This is a genomic window from Citrobacter sp. RHB35-C17 (assembly GCF_013816795.1).
GTDB classification, from domain to species: domain Bacteria; phylum Pseudomonadota; class Gammaproteobacteria; order Enterobacterales; family Enterobacteriaceae; genus Citrobacter_A; species Citrobacter_A amalonaticus.
The window spans coordinates 1,126,446-1,141,830 of record NZ_CP057150.1; the positions used below are offsets into that span (position 1 = coordinate 1,126,446).

Sequence of the window (15,385 nt, forward strand, 5' to 3'; positions counted from 1 at the left end):
TAACACGTTCGCGGAAAATTTACGTCCAGAGAATCACGGTTCGTAGGGCGAACGGAACCCTTTGATGAAGTGACATGAAAACGTCTGTTCCACGGTTAGAAATACAAGGCGAACGGAACCGTTTGATACGGTGACATGAAAGTCATATCCCAACTAACCATTCCCACTTTTTTTCTAAAAACGCTTTGTTCTTAGCAAGAATTTTTAATTCCTTTATCAAATCCGGCCACAACGAAATACTGCCTCCATAACAAGACAGGGGAGCAGACACTATGGCCGTTTCATCGCGTAATACACTTCTTGCCGCACTGGCATTCATCACCTTTCAGGCGCAGGCGGTGAACGTCACCGTCGCGTATCAAACCTCCGCTGAACCGGCAAAAGTGGCCCAGGCGGATAACACCTTCGCCAAAGAGAGTGGGGCCACCGTCGACTGGCGTAAATTCGACAGCGGCGCGAGTATTGTGCGCGCCCTGGCCTCCGGCGACGTACAGATCGGCAATCTCGGCTCCAGTCCGCTGGCGGTCGCCGCCAGTCAACAGGTGCCGATCGAGGTTTTCCTGCTGGCGTCAAAACTCGGTAACTCCGAAGCGCTGGTGGTGAAAAAAACGATTGGTAAACCCGAGGATCTGATCGGCAAACGCATCGCGGTGCCGTTTATCTCCACCACCCACTACAGCCTGTTGGCCGCGTTAAAACACTGGGGGATTAAACCCGGTCAGGTGGAGATTGTGAACCTGCAGCCGCCAGCGATTATCGCCGCCTGGCAGCGCGGAGATATTGATGGTGCCTACGTCTGGGCACCTGCCGTTAACGCGCTGGAAAAAGACGGCAAGGTGCTGACCGACTCGGAAAAAGTCGGTGAGTGGGGCGCACCGACGCTGGATGTGTGGGTCGTGCGCAAAGACTTTGCCGAGAAGCATCCGGAGGTAGTGAAAGCCTTCGCGAAAAGCGCCATCGACGCGCAGCAGTCCTATATCGCCAATCCCGACGAATGGTTGAAGCAACCGGAGAACATCAGCAAGCTGTCGCGTCTGAGCGGCGTTCCGGAAGCCGATGTGCCGGGACTGGTAAAAGGCAATACCTATCTCACTCCCCAGCAGCAGACGGCTGAGCTAACCGGACCGGTGAACAACGCGATTATCGACACCGCGCAGTTTCTGAAAGAGCAGGGCAAGGTGCCTGCGGTGGCAAGCGATTACAGCCAGTACGTCACCGACCGCTTCGTGCAATAAAGGAGGTGCTGATGCTGCAACTTTCTCATCTGTACGCCGATTACGGTGGTAAACCGGCGCTGGAAGATATCAATCTGACGCTCGACAGCGGTGAACTGCTGGTGGTGCTGGGGCCTTCGGGATGTGGCAAAACGACGCTGCTGAACCTGATTGCCGGATTTGTACCGTATCAACACGGTAGCATTCAGCTGGCGGGAAAACGCGTTGACGGGCCGGGGGCAGAGCGCGGCGTGGTGTTTCAGCACGAAGGGCTGCTGCCGTGGCGCAACGTGCAGGATAACGTCGCGTTGGGTCTGCAACTGGCGGGCATCGGGAAAGCGCAGCGTGTCAGCATCGCTCAGGATATGTTGAAAAAAGTGGGGCTGGAAGGTGCGGGAAAACGCTTCATCTGGCAGCTTTCCGGCGGTCAGCGCCAGCGCGTTGGCATTGCCCGCGCGCTGGCGGCGAACCCACGGCTGTTGCTGCTGGATGAACCCTTTGGCGCGCTGGACGCCTTTACTCGTGAACAGATGCAAACCCTGCTGCTGAAACTCTGGCATGAGACCGGCAAGCAGGTGCTGCTGATAACGCATGATATTGAAGAAGCCGTGTTTATGGCGACCGAACTGGTGCTGTTGTCACCAGGACCTGGCCGGGTGCTGGAGCGTCTGCCGTTGACCTTTGCCCGGCGCTTTGTGGCAGGCGAAGCGAGCCGCAGCATTAAGTCCGATCCGCAGTTTATCGCGACCCGCGAATATGTCTTAAGCCGCGTCTTTGAACAACGGGAGGCCTTCTCATGAGTGTGGTGATCAACGACAAACCGCGCCAACGGCCACTGAGATGGCGCTGGCCGTTCTCGCGCCAGATTACGCTGAGCCTGGCGACGCTAACGGTGATTCTGGCGGTGTGGTGGACGGTTGCCGCGCTGCAGCTGATAAGCCCGTTGTTTTTGCCGCCGCCGGACCAGGTGATGCAAAAGCTTATCACCATCGCTGGTCCGCAAGGATTTATGGATGCCACGCTGTGGCAGCATCTGGCCGCGAGCCTGACCCGCATCGTGCTGGCGCTGCTGGCTGCGGTGGCGTTCGGTATTCCGGTCGGGATTGCGATGGGGCTCAGTCCGACGCTACGCGGCATTCTCGATCCGATCATCGAGCTTTATCGTCCGGTGCCGCCGCTGGCTTATCTGCCATTAATGGTTATCTGGTTCGGGATTGGCGAAACTTCAAAGATCCTGTTGATCTACCTGGCAATTTTTGCCCCGGTCGCCATGTCGGCGCTGGCGGGGGTGAAGAGCGCGCAGCAGGTACGGATCCGCGCCGCCCGATCGCTGGGCGCGAGCCGGGCGCAGGTACTGTGGCTGGTGATCCTGCCAGGCGCGCTGCCGGAGATCCTCACCGGATTACGCATTGGGCTTGGCGTGGGCTGGTCGACGCTGGTGGCGGCGGAGCTGATTGCGGCAACGCGGGGGTTAGGGTTTATGGTGCAGTCGGCCGGTGAGTTTCTGGCGACCGACGTGGTGCTGGCGGGGATCGCGGTGATTGCGATTATCGCCTTTATTTTAGAACTGGGTCTGCGTGCGCTTCAGCGCCGTCTGACGCCCTGGCATGGAGAAGTCCAATGAGTGAACGTCTGAGCATTACCCCGCTGGGGCCGTACATCGGCGCACAGATCGCCGGGGCGGATTTGACCCGTCCGCTGAGCGACAATCAGTTTGAGCAGCTTTATCATGCGGTACTGCGCCATCAGGTGGTGTTCCTGCGCGAACAGGCCATTACGCCACAACAGCAACGGGCGTTGGCCCAGCGCTTTGGCGATCTGCATATCCATCCGGTCTATCCGCATGCGGAGGGCGTCGAGGAGATTATCGTGCTGGATACTCACAATGATAATCCGCCGGATAATGACAATTGGCACACCGACGTGACGTTTATTGAGACACCGCCTGCCGGGGCGATTCTGGCGGCAAAAGCGTTGCCGTCAACCGGGGGCGACACGTTGTGGACCAGCGGCATTGCGGCGTATGAGGCGTTGTCGGAGCCGTTTCGTCAGTTGCTGAGCGGTTTGCGGGCGGAGCATGACTTCCGCAAGTCCTTCCAGGAATACAAATACCGCAAAACAGAGGAAGAGCATCAGCGCTGGCGTGAAGCGGTGGCAAAGCATCCGCCGCTGGTGCACCCGGTGGTAAGAACCCATCCGATCAGTGGTAAACAGGCGCTGTTTGTGAATGAAGGCTTCACTACGCGCATTGTTGACGTCACGGAGAAAGAGAGTGAGGCGCTGCTTGGCTTTCTGTTTGCGTATATTACGAAACCGGAATTCCAGGTGCGCTGGCGCTGGCAGCCGAATGATGTGGCGATTTGGGATAATCGTGTGACGCAGCATTATGCGAACGCCGATTACCTGCCGCAGCGGCGTATTATGCACCGGGCCACGATTTTAGGGGATAAACCGTTTTATCGAGCGCCGTAATTTCCGCCTCGGGCCGGTATGTCATTGTCGGCCCGGTACGCGTCACGTCACCGGGCAATGGCGTGATAAATGTGCCTCAATATAGCGCTGATAACGGTTGGCCTTCAGACGGGTCAAATCCACCAATACCAGGCCATCGACACAGTGGTTAAAATCCGGATCGCTGCCGAAATCGATGAACTGTACGCCGCCGGGTTCGCAGAGCTCTGAGTATTGCTTATAGAGTGGGGGAATACCGCAGCCCAGATTTCCCAGCAGCGACTTCAGCCGCGTCAGATCGTCGGCGTAGTCGCTACCGGTAAACTGCGCCAGCACATCCGGTAGCGAAGCGGGATACGGCTGGCGTGAGACGGCCAGCGGATGCGTGGGCGGGAACCACAGACGATAGAAGGCAACCAGCAGATCGCGCGCATCCGGCGGTAATCCTCCGGAGATAGACACGGGTCCGAACAGGTAACGATACTGCGGGTAACGCGCCAGGTATGCGCCGATTCCTGACCAGAGATAATCCAGCCCGCGACGTCCCCAGTAGCGCGGCTGAATAAAGCTACGTCCCAGCTCAATACCGTGTTTCATGATGTCCGCCATCTGCTCATCGTAATCAAACAGACTGTGACTGTAGAGTCCATCCAGCCCCTGCTTTTCCAGTTGTTGTGCGCAGGGGATAAACCGGTAAGCGCCGACGATCTCAAGATCCTCCTCGTCCCATAAGATCAGATGCAGATAGTCATCATCGTAGCGATCGATATCTCTGCGCTTGCCGCTCCCTTCACCCACGGCGCGAAAGGCGATTTCACGCAGTCGTCCCAGCTCGCGCAGGACCGTCGCTTCCTCTTGCCCGTTGCGCTGCCAGAGATAAATGTGCTTACCGTCGGCGGTTATTCCCAGACATTCCGCCTGTGCCAGCTCGCGTTTCAGTCGCGCTCTGTTTTCCGGCGGGGCGATTGTCGATTCGGTACGAAAGAGACCTGGTCGGCCTTTGCCCAACGCAATCACGTGCTCCCGGCACTTTTCCGCCTGCTCGCGCACGCTGCTTTTGCTGGTAGACCATTGCGTCCAGGCAATTTGTTGGCCTATACGTACGGGTAGCGTGCTGCCACGGCGGCGAAACATTTGCTGCATTAACAGCAGCAGCGTGGCGCGGGAAGAAACCAGTCCGCTGGCATAGAACAGCGGACTGTTATAGGCCTGAATATGTACCGGTAGCAGCGGCGTCCGGTACTTTTCTGCCATGCGGATAAACCCGGAGTGCCAGCGGCGTTCAGCGATTCCCTTTAGCGTCAGACGCGAAACTTCCCCTGCCGGGAAGAAAACCAGCGCGCCGCCGGTCTGCAGATGGCTATCCATTTGCTGTAACGACGATTTGGGCGTGCGTCCCTGAATATTATCGACCGGGATAAACAACGAACTCAAAGGTTCCAGATGGGAGAGCAGCCGGTTAGTCACCACTTTGATGTCGCGCCGTACGCGGGAGAGGGCATAGATGAGCGCCAGTCCATCCAGCGCCCCGGTAGGGTGGTTGGCAATAATGATCAGAGGGCCATTTTCGGGGATGTTTTCAATGTGGTGCTCGGGGATTTCACAACGTATTTGGAGATGTTCCAGGACTTGTTCCACCATATCCACGCCTTTCAGATGGCAATGGCGGGCGGCAAACAGCTGGAACTCTTTTTCATACAATACGCGTTGTAACACCTTTTTCTGCCAGGGCGTGGTTCTCGCCTCGGGCCAAAGGTCGCTGAGTACGTTATCGAGACTGAACATCACAACACCTCCTTCTTCCTGTGCTGACAGTAGAAGCGGTAAGTGTCGCTGGTATGACGTTTGGGTGACGTTTTGGGGAAAGGCCGGATGGCGAGGCCACCCGGCATGTTCAGGGAAAACTTAACGCAGGATTTTTTTCTCTGCCAGATCCAGTGCGAAGTAGCTGAAGATCAGATCCGCGCCTGCGCGTTTGATAGCGCCTAAGCTTTCCAGTACCACTTTTTCTTCATCAATGGCGCCTGCCATAGCGGCAAATTTGATCATCGCGTATTCGCCGCTGACCTGATACGCGCCGAGCGGCAGCTCTGTGCGCTCACGAATGTCACGCAGTACGTCAAGATAGGCTCCCGCCGGCTTCACCATCAGGCAGTCCGCGCCCTGTGCTTCATCAAGCAACGATTCGCGAATCGCTTCACGGCGGTTCATCGGGTTCATCTGGTAGGTTTTGCGATCGCCTTTCAGCGCCGTGCCCGCCGCTTCGCGGAACGGACCATAGAACGACGAGGCAAATTTGGTGGAGTAGGACATGATGGCGGTGTCGGTAAAGCCTGCGGCATCCAGCGCCTGGCGAATCGCCTGCACCTGACCATCCATCGCCGCGGAAGGGGCGATGAAATCTGCGCCTGCGGCGGCCGCGACAACCGCCTGTTTACCCAGGTTTGCCAGCGTGGCGTCGTTATCGACGCCGTGTTCACACAGCACGCCGCAGTGACCGTGGGAGGTATATTCGCAGAAGCAGGTGTCTGACATCACGATCATTTCTGGTACGGTCTGCTTGCAGATACGCGACATCCGCGCCACCAGACCGTCTTCCTTCCAGGCATCGCTACCGGTGTCATCGGTATGGTGTGAGATGCCAAAGGTCATGACGGAACGAATACCGGCGTTGGCAATACGCTCAATCTCGCGCGCCAGGTGTTTTTCCGGGATGCGCATGACGCCGGGCATGGCCTCAATCGCTTTGTAGTCGTCGAGTTCTTCTTCAACAAAGATCGGCAACACCAGATCGTTCAAGCTGAGTGTTGTCTCTTCAAACATGGCACGTAGCGCTGCAGATTTGCGCAGACGGCGAGGGCGATGGATTAAGTCTGTCATGGGATGCCTGATGCTTGTGAAAGTGAAGGCCATAGTATACCTGAAGCCGCGGACGAGTGTTTTACGAAAATGGGCCTTATTGTTTTGTTTTATTAATAAATAAAAGAAATCGCATGGCAATTTTTTAATATGAATAGCTAAAAATTCATATTTGAAAGTGTGATTGTTATTCGTTTGGTTATTTTGAATATCTATTTATTTGAGTTTTTATTTATTTAGGTTGGCTGGTTTTTTATTTGTTCGTTATTATCAATGCTCGCTGCATTAAGTATTGATTTATTATATGTATCCTTGTCTTTTTCATTTTTATTGCATTGATTTATAAGTAATTTTTTATTTTTCAACTGAGTGTTTTCCTGGTTTTTGTTATTGTCCGTTTTCGGACTACGGATAAAGAATAATTGAACCTTTCATTGTGGACACCGCATAATCCTCTTCGCGAAACATAATGTTTTCTATGCATTGATATTGATGGATCAACACTATTACGTCCCTGAGGAGGGATGACAAATGCACTCCTGGAAAAAGAAACTTGTAGTCTCACAATTAGCATTAGCCTGCACTTTGGCAATCACTTCTCAGGCGAATGCTTCAACTGATATTTCTGGCAAGACGTACACCACCTTTGAACACCTTAACGACGCGACTTATGCGGATGGTGTGTACTACGATGGCTATGTCGGCTGGAATAACTACGGCACCGATAGCGTGTATAACGGAGACATCTATCCGGTCATCAATAACGCGACCGTTAACGGTGTGATTTCAACGTACTATCTGGATGATGGTCTGACGACCAACACCAACAGTAACAGCCTGACGATTAAAAACAGTACTGTTCACGGAATGATTACCTCACAGTGCATGACGGAGGATTGTGCCGGACGTGATGCGACCGGCTATGTTTATGATCGTCTGGCGCTGACCGTTGATAACTCAACTATCGACGACAACTACGAACATTATACTTACAACGGCACCCATACCGACGGCACTGCAGATACGCATGTTGTTGATGTCTACAACCTGGGCACCGCGATCACCCTGGATCAGGAAGTTGACCTGGCTATCAGCAACAACTCCCATGTTGCCGGTATTACCCTGACTCAGGGTTATGAATGGCAGGATGTTGACGATAATACCGTCAGCACTGGCGTAAACAGCAATGAAGTGTTCAATAACACCATTACGGTGAAGGACTCTACCGTGACCTCAGGCTCATTGTCTGACGAAGGCACCACGGGTTGGTTCGGCAATAACGGTAACGCCAGCGATTACAGCGGTACAAACACCGCAGATGATATTGCATTAGCTGTGATTGCAAATCCGGCGGCAGACAATGCGATGCAGACCACCGCAACTTTCAGTAATTCTACGCTGATGGGCGATGTGGTTTTCTCCAGCAACTTTGACGAAAACTTCTTCCCGAACGGCGCTGATAGCTATCGTGATACCGATGCAAATGTGGATACCAACGGCTGGGATGGCACCGATCGTCTGGATCTGACATTAGATAACGGTAGTAAATGGGTGGGTGCGGCGATGTCCGTCCACCAGGTCGATACCGATGGCGACGGTGTGTATGACAGCGTTGCTGCGGGTACTGACGCGACTGCTACGCTGATTGATATCGCGTCTAACAGCCTGTGGCCGACCTCAACGTATGGCATTGATAACGGCGACACCGCCTATGACGAAAATGGTCATGTTGTGGGGAAAGAGGTTTATCAAAGCGGTCTGTTCAACGTCACGCTGAAGAATGGTTCACAGTGGGATACCACCAAAACCTCTCTGATTGATACGCTGAGCATCAACAGCGGTTCTGTGGTGAACGTCGGCGATTCATCGCTGGTTTCTGACACCATTGGCCTGACCGGTGGCGCAGCGCTGAACATTAACGAAGATGGTCATGTCGCGACAGATACCCTGACGGTTGACAACAGTACCGTGACTATTGCTGATGATGTGGCTTCAGGCTGGAGCGTGGGTGATGCTGCGCTGTATGCCAACACCATTAAGGTCACAAACGACGGTGTTCTGGATGTCGGTAACAGCGCGGACTATGCGCTGCAGACGGATACCCTGAATCTGACCAGCACCACCGATGCGGGTGGCAATGTGCATGCCGGTGTATTTGACCTTCACAGCAACAACTACGTTCTGAACGCTGATCTGGTCAACGATCGCACTGCAGACACCAGCAAGTCTAACTATGGTTACGGTGTTATCGGCATGAATTCCGATGGTCACCTGACGATTAATGGTAACGGCGATGCTTACACCGCTGACCAGTCTGAAGTGGATAACGCGGGCGACGGCATTGCGGCGGCAACCGGTAACTACAAAGTGCGTATCGATAACGCCACGGGTGCAGGCTCCATTGCCGATTACAAAGGCAAAGAGCTGATCTACGTTAACGATAAGAACAGCACCGCGACTTTCTCTGCGGCCAATAAAGCAGACCTGGGGGCGTACACGTACCAGGCTCAGCAGCAGGGTAATACGGTTGTTATGCAACAGATGGAGCTGACTGACTATGCCAATATGGCGCTGAGCATCCCGTCTGCGAACACCAATACCTGGAACCTGGAGCAGGATACCGTTGGAACACGTCTGACCAACTCTCGCCACGGTCTGGCGGATAACGGCGGCGCATGGGTAAGCTACTTCGGCGGCGGTTTCAGCGGCGACAATGGCACCATCAATTACGACCAGGATGTCAACGGCATCATGGTGGGTGTGGATACCAAAGTTGATGGTAACAACGCTAAATGGATTGTTGGTGCGGCAGCTGGTTTCGCTAAAGGCGACATGAGCGACCATACCGGCCAGGTAGATCAGGATAGTCAGTCTGCTTACCTGTACTCCTCTGCCCGATTTGCCAATGACGTCTTTGTGGATGGCAACCTGAGCTACTCTCACTTCAACAACGATCTGTCTGCCAATATGAGTGACGGTCAGTATGTCGATGGCAACACGTCAACAGATGCCTGGGGCTTCGGTTTGAAAGTGGGCTACGACTGGAAAGTGGGTGACGCGGGTTATGTTACGCCGTATGGCAGCGTGTCAGGTCTGTTCCAGTCTGGTGACGACTATCGTTTGAGCAACGACATGCATCTTGATGGTCAGTCTTACGACAGCATGCGTTATGAACTGGGTGTAGATACGGGCTATACCTTCACCTATAGCCAGGATCAGGCTCTGACGCCTTACTTCAAACTGGCGTACGTGTATGACGATCAGGGCAACCATGCGGATGTCAACGGCGATTCAATCGACAATGGCACCAAAGGTTCAGCGGTTCGCGTTGGGCTGGGTACGCAGTTCAGCTTTACCAAGAACTTCAGCGCGTATACCGATGCGAACTACCTTGGCGGCGGCGATGTTGATCAGGACTGGTCGGCTAACGCAGGCGTTAAATATACCTGGTAATCATTCCCTTACGGAAATGGATATCGCGTAGTTAATCTAAAAAATGCCCGTCAAGAATTTGGCGGGCATTACTGCAAGGAACGCGCAGATGTTATCTCTGAATAAACCGTTAAAAGAATTTGCTCAGCTTGATAAGTCGTTGTCAAAATTTGGGACACGTTTTGAATATGTCCATGCAAAACATCTTCTTTATTCCACTGAAAAAAATCCCGACACGACGGTAGTGATTCTGGAGGGGATTATCTCATTAAGACGTAATGAACATATTCTTGTGGGTATCGCCCAGGCCCCTTTCATTATGGGATTGAGCAATGGGGTGATGAAAAATGATGCTCATTATGATCTCATCAGCGAGGGATTATGTTCAGGCTATCACCTGCCGTCGTCACAAGCTATTGAGATTATTGAAGAATATCAGCTATGGCGTGAGGCGTTTTACTGGCTGACCTGGCAGAACCGTATCCTGCAGCAGCGCGATCGCCAGTTAATTGGCAATAATTCCTACGAACAGATCCGAACCACCCTTTTCTCGATGATTGAGTGGGATGAAGGTTTACGCTCAAAAATTGGGGTGATGAGTTATATTCATCAGCGCACGCAAATTTCGCGTTCCGTGGTAGCAGAGGTCCTTGCGGCGTTACGAAAAGGCGGCTACATCGAAATGAATAAAGGCAAACTGGTGGGAATAAACCGTTTGCCTTCAGATTATTAATTAAGACGCAGGAACCTCGCGCGGTGTATTTTCGCTCAGTTCAACCACCAGTTCGTTAATACCATCGCTCATGCTTGTGAAGCGGGTGAGCGGAGAGCGAGTGACAACGACAAACGCACCCACATTTTTTTGCGGAATCATTGCCATATAGGTAATGAACCCTCCGCCACCGCCGGTCTTTTGAATAATGCCCGGGCGTCCATTCTTCGGCGCCATATAGACCCATCCTAAGCCCAACGCATCGGCCTTGCCGGGGACATCCATACCGGTTACCCGCGTTAACTGCGCGCGCTGATAAATCAGCGTTTGCATTCTGTCGGCCTGATTACTGCGCTGGTAAAAATCAGAGGAAAGATACTGCTGCATCCAGCGCATCATATCCCCCGGCGTTGAATAAACCCCGCCGCTGCCGATGGCTGCCAGCGTGTTATTACACGGACTGGCCCCTTTCTCCGCGACCATCAGACGTTTGCACTGATCGGGAGAGGGAGTATAGGTCGTGTCTTTCATGCCCAGCGGGCGGGTGATTTTCTCTTCAAAAAGCTGGGCATAGGGTTTGCCGGAGGCGTTTGCCAGCGCATCCGCCAGCAGGTCGAACGCCAGATTGGAATAGGCCGCCTGTGAACCCGGAGCGGCTTTTAACGTCGCCGTGGAGAGATAGCTCCAGCGCTGTTCACGCGTCGGCCAGACAAATACCGGGCGCTTTGCCGCGCCGCCGGGTTGTTCACGGGGCAGTGCGCTGGTGTGCGTCGCCAGGTTGACCAGCGTGATCGGTTTTCCCTCATACGACGGTACGCGCGCGCCGACGGGGGCATATTTGCTCAGCGGATCGTTCAGTTTTACGGTGCCCTGATCGAGCAGTTTGACCAGCATTTCACTGGTCATCAGTTTGGTGAGTGACGCAATGCGAATCACCGAATCCAGCTGCGGACGAACGTTATTGCCCGGACGGGTTTCACCGAAGCTGCGAAAAACACGCTGGTTTCCGTCGATCACGACGAGTGCCATCCCCGTCGCGCCGCTGCCATAAAAAATATGTTCGGCGTAACGTTCGACAATATCAGACGCAAAAACCGGTTCGGCAACAGGCTGAGCCGCCTGGACTGAGGTCAATGACGCCGCACACAGCGCGGCAGAAAAAAGCAGACTACGTTTCAACGGTGGTGTCCATGAATGAGAGTAAAAAACTAAGCGTATTTATACTACTGTACCGCCTGTTGCAAAGCGCTAATTAGAGCAAGGATAGTGAGAAAAACGTAACGACGCGTAAACGTAGCGTTTTTGCCGCGAAAGAAAGTCCGCTTTTGTGATCCGGGGCGTGCAATAATCTTTCATTACCACTCTTGGATGGGGCTGACGATGTCTGAAAAACGGGTTGTGATGGTTGTTGATATGCAAATCGGCGTGTTTGCCACGCCGCGTATTAATCGGGATGCGTGTGTGGAACGTATCAATCAATTGACGCGGGCAGCCGATCTCACGATTTTTATTCAACACACCGAGGCGGGTGGCCTGGAGGAGGGGAGCGCGGGGTTTGCGCTGCTGCCTGAACTGGAGACACCCGTGAACGCCAAATATGTCACGAAAACCGCCTGTGATGCTTTTTACAAAACGGCGCTCGAACAGTTGCTCCGCGAGCAGGCGATTTCACACTTTGTCATCTGCGGCTGTGCGACGGACTATTGTGTCGATACCACCATCAGAAACGGTGCCAGCCGGGGTTATCGCATTACGGTTGCGGAAGATGCCCACACCACCGCACATCGCGCGGCTGCACCTGCCCAGACGCTGATTGCGCACCATAATGATGTCTGGCGCAATCTGATCGTGCCGGGCAATCCGGTACGTGTGAAACCCGTCGAAACAATTCTTCAGGACTGGAAAACGAACTAAGCGTCGCCATGTTGGTCACAATGGGCGGTTTCGCCTGTTGTGATCGTTTATTTTTAGTCCGCGCAGCGGCAGAAGCACAGCAGTTGTCATAACGATAAGAAGTGAGCAGGAGAGCATCATGTTTAAGTCTTTTTTCCCAAAGCCGGGTCCTTTTTTCCTTTCGGCTTTTATTTGGGCAATAGTCGCGGTTATTTTCTGGCAAGCCGGTGGTGGGGACTGGGTTGCGCGGATGACTGGCGCAACGGGCGCCGTGCCTATCAGCGCCGCCCGTTTCTGGTCGCCGAGCTACCTGATTTTTTATGCCTACTACGTGCTCTGTGTCGGGCTGTTTGCGCTGTTCTGGTTTCTCTACAGTCCGCATCGCTGGCAGTACTGGTCAATTCTTGGCACCTCGCTGATTATCTTCGTCACCTGGTTTCTCGTTGAAGTCGGGGTGGCCGTCAACGCCTGGTATGCGCCATTTTACGATCTGATCCAGACCGCCCTCAGCGCACCACATAAGGTCACCATGAGCCAGTTCTATAACGAACTGGGGATCTTTCTTGGTATCGCGCTGATTGCCGTGGTGATTAGCGTGCTTAACAACTTTTTTGTCAGCCACTATGTGTTCCGCTGGCGTACGGCGATGAACGAATATTACATGGCGCAGTGGCAGCATTTGCGCCATATTGAGGGGGCCGCGCAGCGTGTGCAGGAAGACACCATGCGTTTTGCCTCAACGCTGGAAAGCATGGGCGTGAGCTTTATTAACGCTATCATGACGCTAATCGCCTTCCTGCCGGTGCTGGTTGCGCTTTCTCCGCACGTGCCCGAACTGCCGATAGTCGGTCATGTGCCTTATGGCCTGGTGATTGCGGCGATCGTCTGGTCACTGATGGGCACCGGTATGCTGGCGGTAGTCGGGATCAAGCTCCCGGGACTGGAATTTAAAAATCAGCGGGTGGAAGCGGCTTATCGTAAAGAGCTGGTATACGGGGAAGATGATGCCAACCGCGCCACGCCGCCGACGGTTCGTGAGCTGTTCAGTGCGGTTCGCCAGAACTATTTCCGTCTCTATTTCCACTACATGTATTTTAATATCGCGCGCATTCTCTACCTGCAGGTGGACAACGTTTTCGGGTTGTTCCTGCTGTTTCCGTCGATTGTTGCCGGTACGATTACCCTGGGTCTGATGACGCAAATTACCAACGTCTTTAGCCAGGTGCGGGGCGCGTTCCAGTACCTGATCAACTCTTGGACAACGCTGGTTGAACTGATGTCTATCTATAAACGTCTGCGCAGTTTTGAGCGTGAACTGGACGAGCGGGATATTCAGGCTGTCACCCACACACTTGGTTAACAAAAGGAAACGTTATGTCGGCGGTGTCTCGTCTTTACCCTTTGTCATTGCTGGCCGGACTGGTGCTGGCGGGATGTAGCAGTCAGCCTTCGCAACCGCTCAAAAAAGGCGAGAAACCGGTCGATGTCGCGAGCGTGGTGCGCCAGAAAATGCCGGCCAGCGTGAAGGATCGGGACGCCTGGGCGCAGGATATCGCCAAAACCTTTGAAAGCCAGAAGCTGGCACCGACGGTGGAAAATATCTGTTCGGTGCTGGCGGTCGCGCAGCAGGAGTCCAACTATCAGGCCGATCCCGCCGTTCCGGGATTGAACAACATTGCCTGGAAGGAGATAGACCGGCGCGCCGAACGGATGCATATTCCGGTTTTCCTGGTGCATACCGCGCTGAAAATCACCTCCCCGAACGGGAAGAGCTATAGCGAGCGTCTGGACACAGTAAAAACGGAAAAACAGCTCAGCGCCATTTTCGATGACTTTATTAATATGGTGCCGATGGGGCAGACGCTGTTCGGTTCGCTGAATCCGGTCCATACCGGTGGTCCGATGCAGGTCAGCATTGCGTTTGCCGAGCAGCACAGCAAAGGATATCCGTGGAAGATGGAGGGAACGGTGCGCCAGGAAGTGTTCAGCCGTCGCGGTGGACTCTGGTTCGGAACCTACCATTTGCTCAATTACCCGGCCAACTACAGCGCGCCGATTTTCCGCTTTGCCGACTTCAACGCCGGATGGTATGCCAGTCGAAACGCCGCGTTTCAGAACGCAGTCAGTAAAGCCAGCGGCGTCAAACTGGCGCTGGATGGCGACCTGATCGCCTACGGCAGTAAAGACGCCGGTAAAACGGAGCTGGCGGTGCGTAAACTGGCGGGAAAACTGGATCTCAGCGAAAGCGCGATCCGTCGCCAACTGGAGAAAGGCGACAGTCTGGCGTTTGAAGAAACGGCGCTTTATGAAAAGGTGTTTACGCTTGCTGAAGCAAAGACAGGGAAGAGATTACCGCGTGAAATGCTGCCCGGTATTCAACTGGAAAGCCCGAAAATCACCCGTAATCTCACCACGGCATGGTTTGCAAAACGGGTCGACGATCGTCGGGCGAAGTGCATGGGGCAATAACCGCCTGGCCATTACTGGCGGCGGTAGCGCCAGCGCAGAATGGCGGCGATGACGCCGAAAATCAGACTGCCGACCAGAAACGGCACCAGACCAAAGATGGTGCCGACGCCCAGCCCAATCTCTACGCGCGGGCGTCCTGTCTCTTGCACTTGCATCAGATGTTCATATACGCCAGGCGCGTGAACCAGCAGGTTCAGGATCTGCGCCCCGGCCCAAAAACAGAACAGAACAAACACGGCATAAGCGATATTGCCTGGCGTAGAGGCGGTTTCTCGATGTTTCCCGTTAAACAAGGATTTTGAGAGAGTGAAATCAGCCATAAATGACCTCCGCGAGTAATTCTGCATCTCTGACA

The 15,385-nt window shown here is 54.0% G+C and carries 13 protein-coding genes; 9 read left to right on the top strand and 4 right to left on the bottom strand.

The window, feature by feature from the left end; all coding sequences use genetic code 11:
• Nucleotides 1-272: 272 nt before the first annotated feature.
• Genes tauA through tauD form a run of 4 tightly spaced genes read left to right on the top strand, consistent with a single transcriptional unit; the run spans nucleotide 273 to nucleotide 3,686 of the window.
• Entirely contained in the window at nucleotides 273-1,235 is a 963-nt protein-coding gene (gene tauA, locus HVZ37_RS05295; RefSeq protein ID WP_099433861.1) for a taurine ABC transporter substrate-binding protein, read from the top strand.
• A gap of 11 nt (nucleotides 1,236-1,246) precedes the next feature.
• Complete coding sequence (gene tauB, locus HVZ37_RS05300) at nucleotides 1,247-2,014, top strand: taurine ABC transporter ATP-binding subunit (RefSeq protein WP_109739927.1); 768 nt, start codon at nucleotides 1,247-1,249, stop codon at nucleotides 2,012-2,014.
• Complete coding sequence (tauC, locus tag HVZ37_RS05305; protein ID WP_043001648.1) at nucleotides 2,011-2,838, top strand: taurine ABC transporter permease TauC; 828 nt, start codon at nucleotides 2,011-2,013, stop codon at nucleotides 2,836-2,838. The genes tauB and tauC overlap by 4 nt, the downstream gene beginning before the upstream one ends.
• Nucleotides 2,835-3,686, top strand: coding sequence for a taurine dioxygenase (gene tauD / locus HVZ37_RS05310; protein ID WP_181628177.1), 852 nt, complete (start codon nucleotides 2,835-2,837; stop codon nucleotides 3,684-3,686). The genes tauC and tauD overlap by 4 nt, the downstream gene beginning before the upstream one ends.
• Nucleotides 3,687-3,728: 42 nt before the next feature.
• On the opposite strand, the gene HVZ37_RS05315 is transcribed toward tauD, so the two are convergent.
• Together HVZ37_RS05315 and hemB are read right to left on the bottom strand one after the other, a co-directional pair.
• On the bottom strand, nucleotides 3,729-5,450 hold the full coding sequence (locus HVZ37_RS05315; protein ID WP_043001646.1) for a GNAT family N-acyltransferase: 1,722 nt from the start codon (nucleotides 5,448-5,450) through the stop codon (nucleotides 3,729-3,731).
• Between the two features lie 120 nt (nucleotides 5,451-5,570).
• Nucleotides 5,571-6,545 (bottom strand): porphobilinogen synthase, encoded by a 975-nt coding sequence (hemB, locus tag HVZ37_RS05320; protein ID WP_043001645.1) that lies wholly within the window; start codon nucleotides 6,543-6,545, stop codon nucleotides 5,571-5,573.
• A 510-nt stretch (nucleotides 6,546-7,055) separates the two neighbouring features.
• Here hemB and ehaB point away from each other — a divergent pair.
• On the top strand, nucleotides 7,056-9,977 hold the full coding sequence (ehaB, locus tag HVZ37_RS05325) for an autotransporter adhesin EhaB (RefSeq protein WP_181628178.1): 2,922 nt from the start codon (nucleotides 7,056-7,058) through the stop codon (nucleotides 9,975-9,977).
• Between the two features lie 88 nt (nucleotides 9,978-10,065).
• Complete coding sequence (gene iprA / locus HVZ37_RS05330) at nucleotides 10,066-10,689, top strand: hydrogen peroxide resistance inhibitor IprA (RefSeq protein ID WP_044328998.1); 624 nt, start codon at nucleotides 10,066-10,068, stop codon at nucleotides 10,687-10,689.
• Here the strand turns inward: iprA and ampH are convergent, their stop codons facing one another.
• Complete coding sequence (gene ampH, locus HVZ37_RS05335) at nucleotides 10,690-11,847, bottom strand: D-alanyl-D-alanine-carboxypeptidase/endopeptidase AmpH (protein WP_044259053.1); 1,158 nt, start codon at nucleotides 11,845-11,847, stop codon at nucleotides 10,690-10,692. It lies immediately after the preceding gene.
• A gap of 201 nt (nucleotides 11,848-12,048) precedes the next feature.
• Between ampH and HVZ37_RS05340 the strand changes: the two genes are divergently transcribed.
• The 3 genes from HVZ37_RS05340 to HVZ37_RS05350 all read left to right on the top strand — a co-directional run bounded on the left by HVZ37_RS05340 (nucleotide 12,049) and on the right by HVZ37_RS05350 (nucleotide 15,030).
• Nucleotides 12,049-12,582 (top strand): isochorismatase family protein, encoded by a 534-nt coding sequence (locus HVZ37_RS05340; RefSeq protein WP_099433859.1) that lies wholly within the window; start codon nucleotides 12,049-12,051, stop codon nucleotides 12,580-12,582.
• A 118-nt stretch (nucleotides 12,583-12,700) separates the two neighbouring features.
• Nucleotides 12,701-13,921, top strand: coding sequence for a peptide antibiotic transporter SbmA (gene sbmA, locus HVZ37_RS05345; RefSeq protein WP_043001640.1), 1,221 nt, complete (start codon nucleotides 12,701-12,703; stop codon nucleotides 13,919-13,921).
• Between the two features lie 14 nt (nucleotides 13,922-13,935).
• Entirely contained in the window at nucleotides 13,936-15,030 is a 1,095-nt protein-coding gene (locus tag HVZ37_RS05350; protein ID WP_054176059.1) for a DUF1615 domain-containing protein, read from the top strand.
• Nucleotides 15,031-15,041: 11 nt separating this feature from the next.
• Here the strand turns inward: HVZ37_RS05350 and HVZ37_RS05355 are convergent, their stop codons facing one another.
• Entirely contained in the window at nucleotides 15,042-15,350 is a 309-nt protein-coding gene (locus tag HVZ37_RS05355) for a YaiY family protein (protein WP_043001638.1), read from the bottom strand.
• Between the last annotated feature and the right edge of the window lie 35 nt (nucleotides 15,351-15,385).

Bases quoted from the DNA above. Each gene is read 5' to 3' on its own strand.
- tauA (WP_099433861.1), top strand. From the start codon at position 273: ATGGCCGTTTCATCGCGTAATACACTTCTTGCCGCACTGGCATTCATC.
- tauB (WP_109739927.1), top strand. From the start codon at position 1,247: ATGCTGCAACTTTCTCATCTGTACGCCGATTACGGTGGTAAACCGGCG.
- tauC (WP_043001648.1), top strand. From the start codon at position 2,011: ATGAGTGTGGTGATCAACGACAAACCGCGCCAACGGCCACTGAGATGG.
- tauD (WP_181628177.1), top strand. From the start codon at position 2,835: ATGAGTGAACGTCTGAGCATTACCCCGCTGGGGCCGTACATCGGCGCA.
- HVZ37_RS05315 (WP_043001646.1), bottom strand. From the start codon at position 5,450: ATGTTCAGTCTCGATAACGTACTCAGCGACCTTTGGCCCGAGGCGAGA.
- hemB (WP_043001645.1), bottom strand. From the start codon at position 6,545: ATGACAGACTTAATCCATCGCCCTCGCCGTCTGCGCAAATCTGCAGCG.
- ehaB (WP_181628178.1), top strand. From the start codon at position 7,056: ATGCACTCCTGGAAAAAGAAACTTGTAGTCTCACAATTAGCATTAGCC.
- iprA (WP_044328998.1), top strand. From the start codon at position 10,066: ATGTTATCTCTGAATAAACCGTTAAAAGAATTTGCTCAGCTTGATAAG.
- HVZ37_RS05340 (WP_099433859.1), top strand. From the start codon at position 12,049: ATGTCTGAAAAACGGGTTGTGATGGTTGTTGATATGCAAATCGGCGTG.
- sbmA (WP_043001640.1), top strand. From the start codon at position 12,701: ATGTTTAAGTCTTTTTTCCCAAAGCCGGGTCCTTTTTTCCTTTCGGCT.
- HVZ37_RS05350 (WP_054176059.1), top strand. From the start codon at position 13,936: ATGTCGGCGGTGTCTCGTCTTTACCCTTTGTCATTGCTGGCCGGACTG.
- HVZ37_RS05355 (WP_043001638.1), bottom strand. From the start codon at position 15,350: ATGGCTGATTTCACTCTCTCAAAATCCTTGTTTAACGGGAAACATCGA.